The following is a 14007-nucleotide window of genomic DNA, read 5'->3' as shown; positions in this document are numbered from 1 at the left end:
AATTAAACATTGCGTTACCAATTGAACTGAATCATGACCAACAAAAAGAACTCATTCGATCTTTTGCTCAAAACGAGTTTGTTCAAAAAGGAATGGTTGCTGATATTGCCATTCATCGTGACGATGCAAATAATCCTCATGCTCACATCATGTTAACGATGAGAAATCTTGATCAGGATGGCTTTGGGAAGAAGAATCGTGACTGGAACGCTGATTTTGCGAACGCTAAAGAAAACCATCGTGGGTACGTTAAAAACAGCGAAGGCTGCTTATCTATTCGTGAGGAATGGGCGAACTATGCCAATCAAGCATTAGAACAAGCCCAAAGTAAAGAACGTATTACGCACCTTTCTCATGAAAAGCGTGGACTTGAAGTTCTTCCAACTATTCACTTAGGGCATGTAGCTCATGACATGGAGAAGAAAGGGAAACAAAGCCAGCGCGGCCAAATAAACCGAGAGCGCCAAGAGTATAACCAAGTCGTTATAAACCTACAGGATTACCGCCGCCAAAAAGAGGCTCATCTACAAAAAATGAAAGAAAAAGAGAAGCAATTTAGCTTCTCTACAGATGTTGAGAAAACGCAGATTCAAAAGGCTGCATCTCTTTTAAACCAAGAAGTCGTTTCCTTAGAAAGTATCTACAAACGCCATGAAGAACTACGCAAAATGAGCAATCGTCATGACCCAATTGAACGACATTTCCATGTTCAACAACAACAGTTTTTTAACGTCAGTAATTCTTATGACCGTGTGAAGGCTTTGGAGCATGATATTAAGCAGAATGAAGAGAAAGTAGATGAACTCAAGGGATCACTCAATCCGTTTAAACTAAAAGAAAATAATATGATGAAACGTCGTTACCTTGATAAAATCTCTGATTTAGAAGGCATTAAAGCAAACTATGAAAGCAGCATCAAAGAATATAAAGAATCCCTTCGTTTTTCAAATGAAGAAGAATTCTACCAACGCTATCAAGAGTTTTCTCAACAAAAAGAAAATTGCCTTCATCAAATCAACTATGAGAAACAACAGATTCGAGTCGAAACAAAAACGTTGTTACAAGCAGAAGAAGCCGTTAAAATGGCTAAAATTCGTGAAGTAAGCTCACATTATCCCGATTTAAAAACAGCTGGAACATACTTGAGCTATGACAATGCCTTAAAACTAGAGAAACATATAGATATGGCCAAAAAGACGCCAGTCACATTAGAAGTCATTAAAAAAGCGATTGGAAATCAAAAAGATGAGTTGTACAAACTAAAGAAAAATGTAAAAATCTTTGAAACAGAAAGAGATTATTTAAGTACCATGAAGAATCAAGTTACGAACCTTGAAAAAACGGAAAAAGAACTTGATCAACTAAGTAGTAGTCCTGGTGAGACAGCTAAACGATTGGTTTCGAAAAAAGCACGACAACATTACGAAGAATTACAGCATGAAGCCGATCATTACCGAGAGAACCTTAAAGAAAAAGGATATAAAGGACTGGATGATTTAGAGAAGCGACAAGGCGAAATTAGAGAGCTTGAGAAAAATGTAATCCCCAATATAGAAAAGCAAATAAACACCAAGGAACAAGTCATAGGAACGATCTCAGGCATTTTTGATGCCATTCAGCAAGCTACTCGTAGCGAAGAGCAAGCACAACAAAAGCAGCAGCAACAGCTTAGAAGATTTAGAAGTAGCTCCATAAATAAACCCAAAGATCAAGGTCATGACTTTTCTCGTTAAAAAGACAACTAATTGCCTTAAGGCAATTTGATCAACTTAAAGTTGTTATTCTCTAATATAACATTGACCATCTTTTTCAAATGAACTTAAAAGAGATGGTCAATTACCTATTAAAAAGGTTTTTATAGTTCGATTTACTCTATGCTTTTAATCTCTTCATCTCTAGGATTAATATCTTCAAAGCCTTCAATACATAAAACAACACTTTCTATTGCCATAATATTTAAACATAGAAAGTTATTAATCAAAAGTGTATAGCAATTTTTAATATTTTCTTTCGCTAAATAGCATGTAGAGTCACTTATAGTTAGTTTACATTCAATTTTTGATTTTTCTGTTACACACATATAAACAGAAATAATATCTTTAAAGGGGATTTCACATAAGAAAACCCCACCATTTTTTTTCTTAAATTCTACAAGAAATACTCCTTCTATTAAAATATTAATTTTTCTTAATGTCACCCACTTTTCATGTATTAAAATTACTTTATTCTTGAATTTTGTTTTATCTGAAATTTCTTTGCATTTTACCTGACTTTCATCTAAATAGCATATTGGTTGACATGAAAAATCAATTTCTGTAGTTGGAATTTCGTAATGTATTTGAATAGAAAACCTTCCTTTATATGCTGTTTCTGTATCATTAATAATAGAGATGCTACTAATATTACTAAAAGTAAAATTAAAAGTACCTTTATAAATGGGAAATTGTTTTTCATCTTTTTCGCCTTTATTGACACTTAATAATAATTTATTGGTACTACATTCAGTAATAGTTAGACTAAGTGTACAAGAAATACTTTCCATATTGATTGTTTTCCACAGACTATAAAGGGAAGGTTTAAACTCTGCAATAGAAAATTCTTGACAAAACACATCATGAACGGATGCTTTTTCTAGAATACTTTCTCTCATTTTTAACTCTATAGGTTTTTGAACCCAATCACATATTTTATCAGCAGAAATAGCTAATTCTTCTCTATTTGATATATAGTATTTGTCCACCTTTATCCCTCATTTAAATTCATATAATTACTTATTTATCTTTTATACATATTGTAAAAATAAATTAAAAATGAAAATAATTAAGCACCAATATCGTCAATAAAACATCTAATATTTCAAGTGAACATTTGAAAAAACGAGGTGAATTTAAAATGTCTTGCAATTCAGATTATAATTCAACTATTTTAGGTAACTGTTTTAGAGGAAATGACTATGTAAAAGACCAATTATGTTGCCAATTCAGTATAGCTGCAGGAGCAGATGAAACAATATATGAGGCAATTAATGAAACAGTTATAGCTTCTTTCATTTTGAAAAATTCAGGTACGTTTCCTTTTGATGTGACAGCAACCAATTCTTCAGGTACTACGGTATTAACTGAAACGTTAGCTCCAGGTCAATGTTTAATGAGAACTATTGACAATTTAGGAGCTATTTCTATAGCAGGACCTGTAGACCCTGCCGGTCCTGCTAAGGGAGAACTTGATATTGTAGTTAGATATCAATTAGACTCATAAAAAAATGCTTATGGTTGTCAAAACCATAAGCATTTTTTTATGAGTCATCAATCATATATACAATTTGATCCCGAACAAGATTTACAAATAACTGTTAATACTTGATTACTAAACGTGATTTTACCACAACTAAAAGTGATAAATGATTTATTCCTCAAAAAACATACACATTTTAAAATTTGAACTTCGAACACAATAGTAACAGTTTCATCAACATTGATATCAGGAAGTGAAATACCAGTCTCAGGATTTACTCCAGGTGTTGACACTCCGTTTATAACGACACTGTCATTAATAAAAACGCTACCTTCAGGTATTAAATCGGTAAATACAACATTATTAGCTGGAACTACACCTTCATTTGTAATAGTAATTGTATAAGTTAGCGTATCTAAAATATCAGCCATTGTAGTATTAACCCTTTTTTGAACATCTAATACAGCATCGCCTTGATCAATTTGAACTCCTAAAGCATTTGGCATATACGCATCACCAGTAGATGTATATCTAAATGTTGCAATCATTTCATTGTTACCTAGATAATTTGTAGCGTCTACATTAGTTATATCCCACCCTTGACGTCCAGCAGATATATTAGTGGCTGTTATAGGGTTCTGATTACGGTCTCCAAAAGTACCTGTAGTATCTAAATTTCCACTATCGTTATTAATTTGAGATCCAAAAAAATTATTAGATGGATTTCTTGGACCAGACAGATTTGTTAAAGAAAGTGCTGTAGGACCAAATAATGCCTGGTCACCTGTAATATTAGCATCACCTTCTTGAGCACTTATTAAGATTCTTGTGTTAACAGGACCAGAAGGTGGAGTCATAAAACCTACAATAGGAACATCAATGATAGGATTAGCAGGACTGATTACTAAACCATTCGTTCCAATATATAAGTACATTGATCTATTAGGCAATTGACTGTTTTCATAAATTACTGCTAAAGTCCACCCTGCATGATTTGTATCAGCTGTAGAAGCCTGTAATGGATCTAAAAGTCCTGGAACCCCTGCGACAGAATATGTTCCAGCACCACTATTTTGAACAATAGCAGTTACATTAGCAGAACGATTATAAAACCCTCTTGTAACAGGTGGATTTCCAGAAGTAAATGTTTCCTGATTTTGTGTCAGAGGGTCTGGATTTATACTAAAAGAATTATTATTCGAATCAACGAAAGTAACTGGATTGTTAATTAAAGCTATAATATTCTGATCACGAGATAAGTAATTACCACCCCAGATCAGTTCAGCGTAAAGTACATTACTGTTGTTAGGTATGACCAAATTTGCTGCAGAACTATTTTGATTAATATTAAGAGTTGTTCCAACTGGAAAAGTAGGGACTTGAAGCGCATTGTTAAGTGTAGTGAATGCACCAATGCTTCCTTGAACTCCTGCTCTGTTTTGATTTAATAACTGACTAAGACCTAAAGTATTACCTGTAAAAGTCATAGCACCACATGCCAAAATTGAAAAACGATTAATTATAGGCATAAACCTGTCTTCTCCTATTCTAAAAAGATAACGTTGCTTCGAACGTTCCTGTGCAGAAGTCTTCCCCATTATCATTATCTGGGCCACATACCACAGTGATTAAAGAAAGCGAAAATACTTGAACTACTAAAGAACTCTGAGCAGAAACAACATAAGTATTTTCACCTGAACTATCTGTAATAGATACATTCATGACACAATCTATACTTGTATTAACAATTGCAATTATTCCATTGGCTAGAGAAGTATTAACAACATTTGATGTAGTGTATATAGTAGTTCTAGTTAAGCCATCACAAGGGCTTCTAAAAGGAACACACTTTTTAGCTATAAACATTTGATTATTACTGCACTTGTTTAATATCCCTTCATATCCGTTTTTACATATACACATTTTAGATTCTCCTTTTCTCCTTACTATAAAGATATGGAGAATAGCATTTATTGTGTGAAAAATGGGTATTTACAAACTATAAAGATAGGAAAATCAATGAATATTATATAGGGGTCTCGCCACATACCCATCAAGCTAACGCAATGGATTTTCCCCAAAACGAAAAAAACGTTATTCTTTTTAGTAAACTACTCGAAAAGGATGGCGTTTTTTTATGGATGTTCAGTTTTCCGAAGAATTACACCTATTTGCACAAGAATTACAACGCTCTTTGTCTCCCATTGCCTTACAAGAAATCGCTAAGAAAGTGGGATTTGTGAAACGATCGAGTAAGTATCAAGCAAATGAACTGATGGCTCTTTGCGTGTGGCTTAGCCAGGAAGTCGCTCGCACATCGCTTGCACAACTGTGTAGTCGACTAGAAGCTTCAACAGGTGTCCTGATGAGTCAGGAAGGATTGAATCAACGGTTTAATCCAGCAGCCGTCCAGTTTCTTCGTGAGGTGTTTGCTTTACTTCTCACACAGAAACTTTGTGCAACACAATCGCTATCGTCAACGCTCTTCTTGATTTTTAACCGTATTCGGATTTTAGATGCCACAGTGTTTCAGCTACCCGATGCCTTCGTAAGTGATTATCAAGGGTCTGGAGGAAGCAGTAATACGGCAGGTGTAAAGATTCAGCTTGAATATGACTTATTGAGTGGGCAATTTTTACACGTACAGCTAGGACCGGGAAAAGATAATGATAAAACGTATGGCACAACTTGTCTTGAAAGTGTGAAAGCAGGCGATTTCTGTTTACGTGATTTAGGTTATTTTGATTTACGAGATTTACAAACGATTCATGAATTAGGCGCCTTTTATCTCTCTCGATTAAAGCTAAATACCCGTATTTATGTAAAAAACCCTGAACCAGAATACTTCAAAAACGGCACACTGAAAAAGCAGAGCGAATATATTCAGCTTAATATGGCACACATCTTGAACGAACTGGAACCGGGTGAGACCATTGAACTTTCAGAAGCTTATGTTGGTCAAATTCAAAAATTACCGACACGTGTCATCATTCACCGACTAACGAACGAACAAACTAAAACCCGTTTAAACAACCAAGCTGTACGTGAGAAAAAGAAAGGCATTGTCATGAAGGATAAAAGTAAACAGCTGATGGGAATGAACGTTTATATTACGAACACACCACCAAAAGAAGTACCGACAAACGATGTGCATTCATTGTATTCGTTACGTTGGCAGATTGAAATTTTATTTAAAACATGGAAGTCCTTCTTCGAAATAGATGAATGTAAAACCATCAAAAAGGAACGGCTAGAGTGCCATTTATATGGGCAACTCATCGGGATTCTTCTCTGTTCTTCCACCATGTTTCAAATGCGGCAGATCCTGTTGAAAAAGAGAAAACAAGAGCTGAGTGAATACAAATCAATTTATATGATTAAGGACTATTTTCCGTTACTATTTCCAGCAATGGCAGGTGATCTGACTGAACTCGTAACGATTCTCCAACGACTGTATCACCTGTTGAAAAAGAATGGGCGTAAGTGTCATCGGTATCAGAAAAAAACCGTTTTTGACATTCTTGGTATTGTGTATGAGACAGCAGTAAAACAACAACAAGTTGCCTAACGAAAAAATGATAGTTTCATAGGCTTCTTTGTCATGCCGATTTTTCTGATACTCACCGATGTTAGGACAAGGATCATTACATTTTTAATCGTTTCTGTCGTTAGCTTGATGGGTATGGGGTCTCGCCAACATTTCGGAAATTTTGTACGGTAAGCAGATAAAACTATAAAAATTGCCTATTATGTGTACGTTAAGACCTTACCAAAAAGGTATTAATCTTTAATAAACGGTACTTTGATTTTGGTAGTGGGTTTTGGGGCTGTGAATTGGTCGTTTTAAGGGTATACATGGCTTTATTTATCTAAGAACCATAAACGAACGTTATTAGAACATCCCTTTTATATCAACGGTTCCAACCTTAACGTACAATATTTCCGTTTTGCTGTCTGTACCCCTTTAAAAGAACTAAGGTAGGCTTAAGCCTACCCCTGTAAGCCTTCAAGGCTATATATAAGGTTTTTCTATTCTAATAGGTTTCATAGCTTATGCAACCTTCTACAATGATACATATCATTTTACGAAATAAAACATTGCATTTTAAAAAGGAGGTTTTAAAATTGGAAGGAGAAGATAAAGATGAAATTTCAAAAATTAATGGAACTATACGCTGAAAAAGAGAAGGAGCGTTTTTTATGAAAAAAATTAATAGATTAATTATTGCAATAATATCTGTAATTACTGTAGTACAATTAACAGGCTGTGATTCTAAAACAGCAGCAAGCGACACACTAAATTAGATGAATTTATAGAAATAATATCTCTTAAACAAATAAAAGATAACCAGTATGAAATAGAATATGAATTAAAAAAAGGTTTAGATAAAGGTAGTGGTTTAACAACCCAAAACTTATATTTTAGCAACGGGAAAAAAATATACCTTTAGTAAGTGAAGAAAAAGGTAATCAAAAAATCAATATTAAAGGAAATACTATTAAAATTATCTTTAATGGATCTAACAAATATACTGAAGAAAAAAAAATAAACTAAAGGAATGACCGATATGTTTAGATTTTTAGCACTTTTAATGATGGCATTTTCTATTTTACTTGTGGTTTTAAAAATGGGATCTCTTTATATAGCAATCACATTATTTTTCTTAGGTCTAATTTTGTATATATTCGGAAAGAAAAATAACAAAAAATAGAATAAAAAGAACATATTGGTGTAAAAGATGAAAAATTATTGGATAGTGCGATTATGCGTCCACAAAGTTCTGCTTTTGGATCTGATGCTTATCCTAGTTTGGAATTGAAAGCTGCAGCATTGTTTGAAAGCTTAGCACAAAATCATTCTTTTCATAATGCAAATAAACGAACAGCATTCGCTTGTTTATTCCTATTTTTAAGGACGAATGGTTGGATTTTAAATGTTCGAGAAAAAGAAGCTGAAGACATGACTTCTTTTGTTGTGACAAACAAACCTCCATTACAGCATATTGCCGATTGGATTTCGAGTAATCTTGTTCAACGTTCATGAAAAAGACCTTTTCCAAAACAGAAAAGGTCTTTTTACAGTTATTTATTTAAATGCAGTTAACATAAAACACGTTATCGGCAACCATTTATAAAAAGGAGCAAATCAAAGTTTGATTCGTTTCTTATAATCTTCTCTCATATCTAACGTGTAAAATTCCACAACATTATCTTCAGTATCCTTAAAATACAACCTTTTTTCCTTTTGCATATTGATATTAACCTCTTCTATAACCTTATGGTCAATACTAGCATTGTTCAATACTTTAATAGCAGAATCAAAGTTCTCTGCTTTTATATGTAAAGCAAAATGTATATGAACGCCACCTTGATCATAAAGTCCCTTCCAGTTGGAAATCGTTTTTTCTTTTTCTATTTTGTCTAATGGTGAAAAATTTCTAGGAAGCCAGAGACCTAGCCTAGTATGTCCCCCTATATATAACCAGGTTGCTCGAATGTCTTCTTTATTACTTTCGCTAAAATGGCCATTTTCATATCCCCACTGTTCCACAATTGGAAAACCCAATTTATTAGACCAAAAATCTATTGCTCTATCCATTGATTTCACTTGTAAAACCAATTCTGAAATTCCTTCAAGATTAAGCTTCATATCCATCCCCCATTTGTTATATATTAATTAAATAATAACAAAAATGGGAATTTTTAAATCATACCTAATGATGAATGAGGTTCATACTTTAGTCTAAGTTTTATTTACATAATCCACATTATAAGAAGCAAAAAAGCCTTAAAACTAATTGTTTTAAGGCTTTTTTAATTTGTAAAACAAAGTACATAATAAAAATAAAAGAAGAAAAAAGATTTTTATATATTGATATAAACCTTGATATATAAGGGTTTGTAAGACTTTTTGGGAAGTCAAAATTAACTCATATACAAGTTAATTTTAACTGCTATGAGGGTTATTTTTAACTTATATATGAGTTAAAAATAACTTTTATAAAGAGTTATTTTTAACAAAAAAACAAGGGTTAAAAATAACACTATAATAGAGTTAATATCAACTCTATTATAGTGTTGATATTAACTTAAATATGAGTTAAGATAAAAATATAATAAATGGTAAAAAATGATAGAGGTGGACAATGTGGCTAAAATATCAAAAGTGGAAACAACAAAAGTCGTTGATATGAACGGAGAAATAACGGAAGAAACGACAAGTGTTTCTTTTAACTACGGAAAAGAACCAGACTACATAAAAGTATATCTCGACAATATTGTTGTGTTAGCAGAAATACAAGGATGGATAAGCAAAGTATTATACGAGCTTATAAAGGGCGTAACTTATGCAAATAAAGGCCAATTTATCATTATTAACTCAGGATATAAACGAATTGTAGCTGAGAATTTAGGGATTAAACAACAATCAGTAACTAATGCAGTTAATCAGTTAACCAAAAAGAATATTCTAATAAAAAAAGAAACAGGCGTTTTCTTATTAAATCCTCAATTCTTTGGAAGAGGTGAATGGAAAGATATATCTAAAATTAGATACGAAGTAGAACTAAGTGCAGACGGAAAAGTTATGAGATTAAAAGACACAAATTGAAAAAATCATTAAAACATCGTGTTCATTCTTTTGAACACGATGTTTTCTACAACTGCACATATATGTTCACTTTGAGTTAACATAAAACCAATTCTAGGTACCTTATTTTTAAAAAACCAGGATCTAATCTATATATGATGTATCATTAACATAAAAGCAGCATTATGTATAAAGGGGAAAGTATATGGAATTTAATAAACTAATACCAGAACTATCAGTAAAAGATATAAACAAATCAAAAGAATTTTATTTAGAAATTCTTGAATTTCAGCTTGTATATGAACGTGTAGAAGAAAAATTCGCATTTATTTCACTCAATGGCGCTCAAATAATGATTGAAGAATGTAATGGTCATTGGCAAACTGCGGAACTTGAATATCCGTATGGACGAGGAATCAATTTTCAAATTGAAGTAGAAAATATAGAAAGTATCTTAAAAAACTTAAAGAGACACAAGATTACACTTTTTAGAGAGCTTATGCTAAATAACTATAGTGGTTTTGTTCAAAAAGAATTTATCGTTCAAGATCCTGATGGTTATTTACTACGGTTTTCTCAACCATGTTAAACACACATCATAACACGACTTCAGTCTATGAATACCATATACAAAATCAGTTTACATAATACCTCTTTCCGGAACACATGAAAAAAACGAGCCCTTGTGTATCAAGGGCTCGTTTGCTTTTTAAATTTATGGTTTATGCAGCTTTTTATACATCGTTGATAGAATAGGCATTCTATTGAGCAAATCAAGGAAAACAATGAATAAAAAGTACACCTTTTATTCATATGCTGTAACCTTTATGAAATAGTATCGTTATAAACAGAAATACGACTGCCTCTTTACTGTTATAAAGGTATGCAGATTAAATATGCAGAAAATAAATCTTATTTGTTATACATCTAAGGATGAATATTGAATGAGAAAACCTCCACTAATCGGGAGGGTTTTTTAAAATATTATATAAGGTTATTATATTCAATTCTATTTAGATTAATTTCTCTGTAGTAATTTTAATGTTCGATACATCGAATCAAAAAAATGATGAATATCTTCTTTCTCAATTATCCAATCACAACGAGCGTCATCCGGCAAATCTGCGCGCGTTTTTCTCCAAGGATACTCCATATGTGTTAAGTCTTCTAAAAATTTAGCTTCAAATTTACTATATTTATCCCATACCCAATGTAATATACTCAACTGATTAGATGTTAAACCTAAATCATGAATCGATATACCAAAATCTTCATCAATTCTTTTCGAGCCATACGTACTATATCGATGATATACTTCAGGAATGACAGGACCATGCATCCATGCTTGGAAATTATCTTCAAATAAATTATGTCCAGTAAAAGCATGACTCCACCCCTGAGCAAAATACATTAATTTCTGAAGCTTTAAAGGAGAGACTTTCAAATCGTCTTCATCTTCTTCATTAAATTCTTGCCCTTTTATAATAAAAAACTTCTCTACTGATTCTTTAGAAGTCATTCTCCAGTCATCATCTACATTTTCTATATTTAACAAAGTAAGTCTGTCATCTAACCCCTTTAATAATTCACTAGATTTTACTGTATCTAATAAAAAAGATAATCTTTCTTCAAGTGCTTTTCTAGGTTTTTCTTCAAGCTCATCACGATAATTATCAAATGCTCGTTTCATCGCGCGAGGATCTAAATATGTTCTAAAATGAGTATCATGTTTTTTCGTCTGTAAACTTCCATTTTCATAACGAGAGATAGTAGCAGGACTCCATCCAATTAATTTAGCCATTACGCGCGTACTAACCTGATAAAGCTCAGTCCGTACATAACGAAAATCTTCTGCTTTTAACATATCTTTCTTTTCCTGATATTTACGATAAATCGTACTATAATTTCGATCTGTTAATTCGTCATTATCTGTGTACTGTCCACATCTTGTACACTCATAACGTTCAGCTTCATATGTGATGATTTCGCCATGCAATTCAACTTTATCTGTAACAAATTTATGTTCAACCGGAGTTCGTTCTAAACAATGAACACAGAATTTTAGTTGTAACGTCATATCTTTTTCCTCCTGTTTTTCATACCCCTCTCAAGATAACTTGAAGGGGTATGTGATTGTACGACCGGGATCTGGTTTATGAAAAGAAACACAACAGGTAAAAGGGCCATCATTGTCTTCAATAAAACTGAACTTAATATAAACTTCCATCGTTTCATTACCAGTAACGACCTTTCCAAATTCCCACATATCGCTATTTTGCAATCGTGGAGGAACATTACTGCTCCCGTTTGGATTTGGCCCTCTGTAATAATCTTCATAAGTTAGTTCTTCTTCAACAATTCGCCTTACATCTGCGGCTCTAAATCCTAATTCCAACAAAGTAGTTGCATTCTTATCTCTTTGTGCTAAAAGGATAAAATGGTCATTTCCACGATGAATACAATCGACAATCTTTTTTAAAATGTCTTCAACTTGGGCCTGTGTAGCTCCGTTGAATGCTGCCAATAAAACCACATCCGTTATTAAGACTAGTGTTCTCAGTCGTATTATATTTTATTCAACGATAACATTTTTTGTTATTCGTTAATAACATTTTATCATAAGTTATGAATATTTAACATGAAATTAGAACAAAATAAGAGAAAAATTTGCTTCATTTTTGCGTGATTTCTATTAACTGCCTTTGAAAAATATCGTGCTCTTGCGACTGCCTGAAAGGGATGAACCACTTTTCGCTTAAGGGGTCCTACCAACAAAAAGCGCAAAACATACGCTAAGCAAATTTCGCCATAAAGAAAGCCGATTTTTCCTACGTTAAGGAAGTATCGGCTTTTCTTATTGTACACTAAAGTAAAAGCCCATTTTTTATTTGACATTAACGTTGCGTAATACCTTAACCTTGTAATGTGGAGGTGAATTACGCTGCTTACAACTGGGGAAGTTTATAAAATAACTGGACTTACTGAACGCTCTATAAGATACTATTCTAATTTAAATTTATTGAAAGCAAATAAGAATGACAACGGTCAATAGGTTTTATTCAAGTCAGACTTCGAAAAAATTGTGCAAATTCTCGCTGCAAAGATAACAGGTTATAAACTTAAAGATTTAATAGACCGACAACCTTCATTAAGCTGTATTAAAAATGACATGACTCAAATGATTACAGTTCTAGAAAATATATTATTTCATTTGGACTTAACTGACTCCGAAGAAAATCTTATGAAGAATATAAAGTTGCTTCAAAATTACAATACTAGATATTTACGAAAGAGGTGATTGAAATGAGCATGAACTATAAATTAGTTAACACAATAGAACAATACGAAGAATTACTTTCAATTACGAATTTGGAAGAAAGAAGAAATTATTTTCGTTATACAATGATGACGCCATTTAAGGAAATGTGGAATTTAATAAACGTTCCTATAAAAGCAAAACAAGAAAATGGTTATGATGTTTTAATGGCTACGAAAATGCTAGGTTACGCAGACATTTCTAACGATAAACAAATTCAACAAGGACTATCTATCTTAAATGATAATAATGCCTTTGTGGTAGCAGAGAATACTATCAAAAACTGTATAGAAAAAGCTAATAAGGCAGGTTTGAAAGTGAATGCCGATGAAATAAAATTTGGATTGTATGTTGCAGACCCCGACAAATTGAAGCTTCAGAAGGGATATACAGGGTTTGGAGGTATTCCAGGGTTTATTACTGTGAATATTTATCCAAATGATTACAATTTGCCTAAACTTCCTGCTGTTATTGCCCATGAGTTCCATCACAATATTCGTTTTTCTTATTTTGATTGGGATCATGGAAATGTAACAGTGGGAGATTATCTTGTCATAGAAGGTTTGGCAGATTCGTTTGCAAAAGAACTGTATGGAACAGAACAGCTAGGACCTTGGGTGACTAGTATGGACAAAGACGATTTAGAGTACTCAACTTATGTTATTGGAGAGGCTTTAAACATAAAAGGATTTGCCGAGGTAAGTAGCTATATGTTTGGTGATGAAATTGCCAAACAAGAAGGATATCAACCTGTAGGCCTTTCTTTTTGTTCTGGTTACGCAGTAGGTTATGAGGTTGTCCAGTCCTTTATGAAAAAGCAAAATAAAACGATATATGAAACAACGTTAATGTCTAGCGAAGAGATTAT

14 protein-coding genes are annotated in these 14007 nt (G+C 32.8%); 8 read left to right on the top strand and 6 right to left on the bottom strand.

Annotated elements, in window-relative coordinates; all coding sequences use genetic code 11:
- Positions 1-1733, top strand: a 1733-nt coding sequence (locus PH235_RS14315; protein WP_272162937.1) for a MobA/MobL family protein, incomplete at its 5' end; no start/stop codon positions are given.
- 134 nt (positions 1734-1867) lie between these two features.
- On the opposite strand, the gene PH235_RS14310 is transcribed toward PH235_RS14315, so the two are convergent.
- Entirely contained in the window at positions 1868-2740 is an 873-nt protein-coding gene (locus PH235_RS14310; protein WP_025908108.1) for an S-Ena type endospore appendage, read from the bottom strand.
- A gap of 152 nt (positions 2741-2892) precedes the next feature.
- On the opposite strand from PH235_RS14310, the gene PH235_RS14305 reads away from it, so the two are divergent.
- Complete coding sequence (locus PH235_RS14305; RefSeq protein WP_025908109.1) at positions 2893-3258, top strand: S-Ena type endospore appendage; 366 nt, start codon at positions 2893-2895, stop codon at positions 3256-3258.
- A 47-nt stretch (positions 3259-3305) separates the two neighbouring features.
- Here PH235_RS14305 and PH235_RS14300 read toward each other — a convergent pair whose 3' ends face one another.
- Both PH235_RS14300 and PH235_RS14295 read right to left on the bottom strand, forming a co-directional pair.
- Positions 3306-4763 (bottom strand): DUF11 domain-containing protein, encoded by a 1458-nt coding sequence (locus PH235_RS14300; RefSeq protein ID WP_272162936.1) that lies wholly within the window; start codon positions 4761-4763, stop codon positions 3306-3308.
- A gap of 19 nt (positions 4764-4782) precedes the next feature.
- A complete protein-coding gene (locus PH235_RS14295; RefSeq protein ID WP_025908111.1) occupies positions 4783-5157 on the bottom strand; it encodes an S-Ena type endospore appendage in 375 nt (124 codons plus the stop codon).
- A gap of 214 nt (positions 5158-5371) precedes the next feature.
- Here PH235_RS14295 and PH235_RS14290 point away from each other — a divergent pair, with 214 nt between their 5' ends.
- Positions 5372-6802: an IS4 family transposase gene (locus PH235_RS14290; protein ID WP_047933940.1), complete on the top strand. Its 1431-nt coding sequence runs from the start codon at positions 5372-5374 to the stop codon at positions 6800-6802.
- 1182 nt (positions 6803-7984) lie between these two features.
- Positions 7985-8278: a type II toxin-antitoxin system death-on-curing family toxin gene (locus tag PH235_RS14285; protein ID WP_272162935.1), complete on the top strand. Its 294-nt coding sequence runs from the start codon at positions 7985-7987 to the stop codon at positions 8276-8278.
- Positions 8279-8380: 102 nt separating this feature from the next.
- Here the strand turns inward: PH235_RS14285 and PH235_RS14280 are convergent, their stop codons facing one another.
- Complete coding sequence (locus PH235_RS14280) at positions 8381-8884, bottom strand: VOC family protein (protein WP_206833824.1); 504 nt, start codon at positions 8882-8884, stop codon at positions 8381-8383.
- A gap of 498 nt (positions 8885-9382) precedes the next feature.
- Between PH235_RS14280 and PH235_RS14275 the strand changes: the two genes are divergently transcribed.
- Together PH235_RS14275 and PH235_RS14270 are read left to right on the top strand one after the other, a co-directional pair.
- Positions 9383-9844 (top strand): replication/maintenance protein RepL, encoded by a 462-nt coding sequence (locus PH235_RS14275; protein WP_061860493.1) that lies wholly within the window; start codon positions 9383-9385, stop codon positions 9842-9844.
- Positions 9845-10028: 184 nt separating this feature from the next.
- The gene (locus PH235_RS14270; RefSeq protein WP_138116236.1) at positions 10029-10412 is read left to right on the top strand and encodes a bleomycin resistance protein; all 384 of its coding nucleotides are present in this window, start codon (positions 10029-10031) and stop codon (positions 10410-10412) included.
- A gap of 429 nt (positions 10413-10841) precedes the next feature.
- Here the strand turns inward: PH235_RS14270 and PH235_RS14265 are convergent, their stop codons facing one another.
- Both PH235_RS14265 and PH235_RS14260 read right to left on the bottom strand, forming a co-directional pair.
- Positions 10842-11900, bottom strand: a complete 1059-nt coding sequence (locus PH235_RS14265) for a type II toxin-antitoxin system antitoxin SocA domain-containing protein (RefSeq protein WP_100348234.1) — start codon at positions 11898-11900, stop codon at positions 10842-10844.
- 30 nt (positions 11901-11930) lie between these two features.
- Positions 11931-12347: a type II toxin-antitoxin system MqsR family toxin gene (locus PH235_RS14260; RefSeq protein WP_065899233.1), complete on the bottom strand. Its 417-nt coding sequence runs from the start codon at positions 12345-12347 to the stop codon at positions 11931-11933.
- A 411-nt stretch (positions 12348-12758) separates the two neighbouring features.
- On the opposite strand from PH235_RS14260, the gene PH235_RS14605 reads away from it, so the two are divergent.
- Positions 12759-12875, top strand: coding sequence for a MerR family DNA-binding transcriptional regulator (locus PH235_RS14605; protein WP_369010452.1), 117 nt, complete (start codon positions 12759-12761; stop codon positions 12873-12875).
- Positions 12876-13126: 251 nt separating this feature from the next.
- On the top strand, positions 13127-14007 hold an 881-nt coding region (locus PH235_RS14255), incomplete at its 3' end, for a DUF2268 domain-containing protein (RefSeq protein WP_272162934.1).

Source organism: Trichococcus sp. K1Tr (genome assembly GCF_028309625.1).
Classification (GTDB): domain Bacteria; phylum Bacillota; class Bacilli; order Lactobacillales; family Aerococcaceae; genus Trichococcus.
This window is presented reverse-complemented; position numbering and strand designations above follow the sequence as displayed.

Bases quoted from the DNA above. Each gene is read 5' to 3' on its own strand.
- PH235_RS14290 (WP_047933940.1), top strand. From the start codon at position 5,372: ATGGATGTTCAGTTTTCCGAAGAATTACACCTATTTGCACAAGAATTA.
- PH235_RS14305 (WP_025908109.1), top strand. From the start codon at position 2,893: ATGTCTTGCAATTCAGATTATAATTCAACTATTTTAGGTAACTGTTTT.
- PH235_RS14265 (WP_100348234.1), bottom strand. From the start codon at position 11,900: ATGACGTTACAACTAAAATTCTGTGTTCATTGTTTAGAACGAACTCCG.
- PH235_RS14280 (WP_206833824.1), bottom strand. From the start codon at position 8,884: ATGAAGCTTAATCTTGAAGGAATTTCAGAATTGGTTTTACAAGTGAAA.
- PH235_RS14295 (WP_025908111.1), bottom strand. From the start codon at position 5,157: ATGTGTATATGTAAAAACGGATATGAAGGGATATTAAACAAGTGCAGT.
- PH235_RS14270 (WP_138116236.1), top strand. From the start codon at position 10,029: ATGGAATTTAATAAACTAATACCAGAACTATCAGTAAAAGATATAAAC.
- PH235_RS14300 (WP_272162936.1), bottom strand. From the start codon at position 4,763: ATGCCTATAATTAATCGTTTTTCAATTTTGGCATGTGGTGCTATGACT.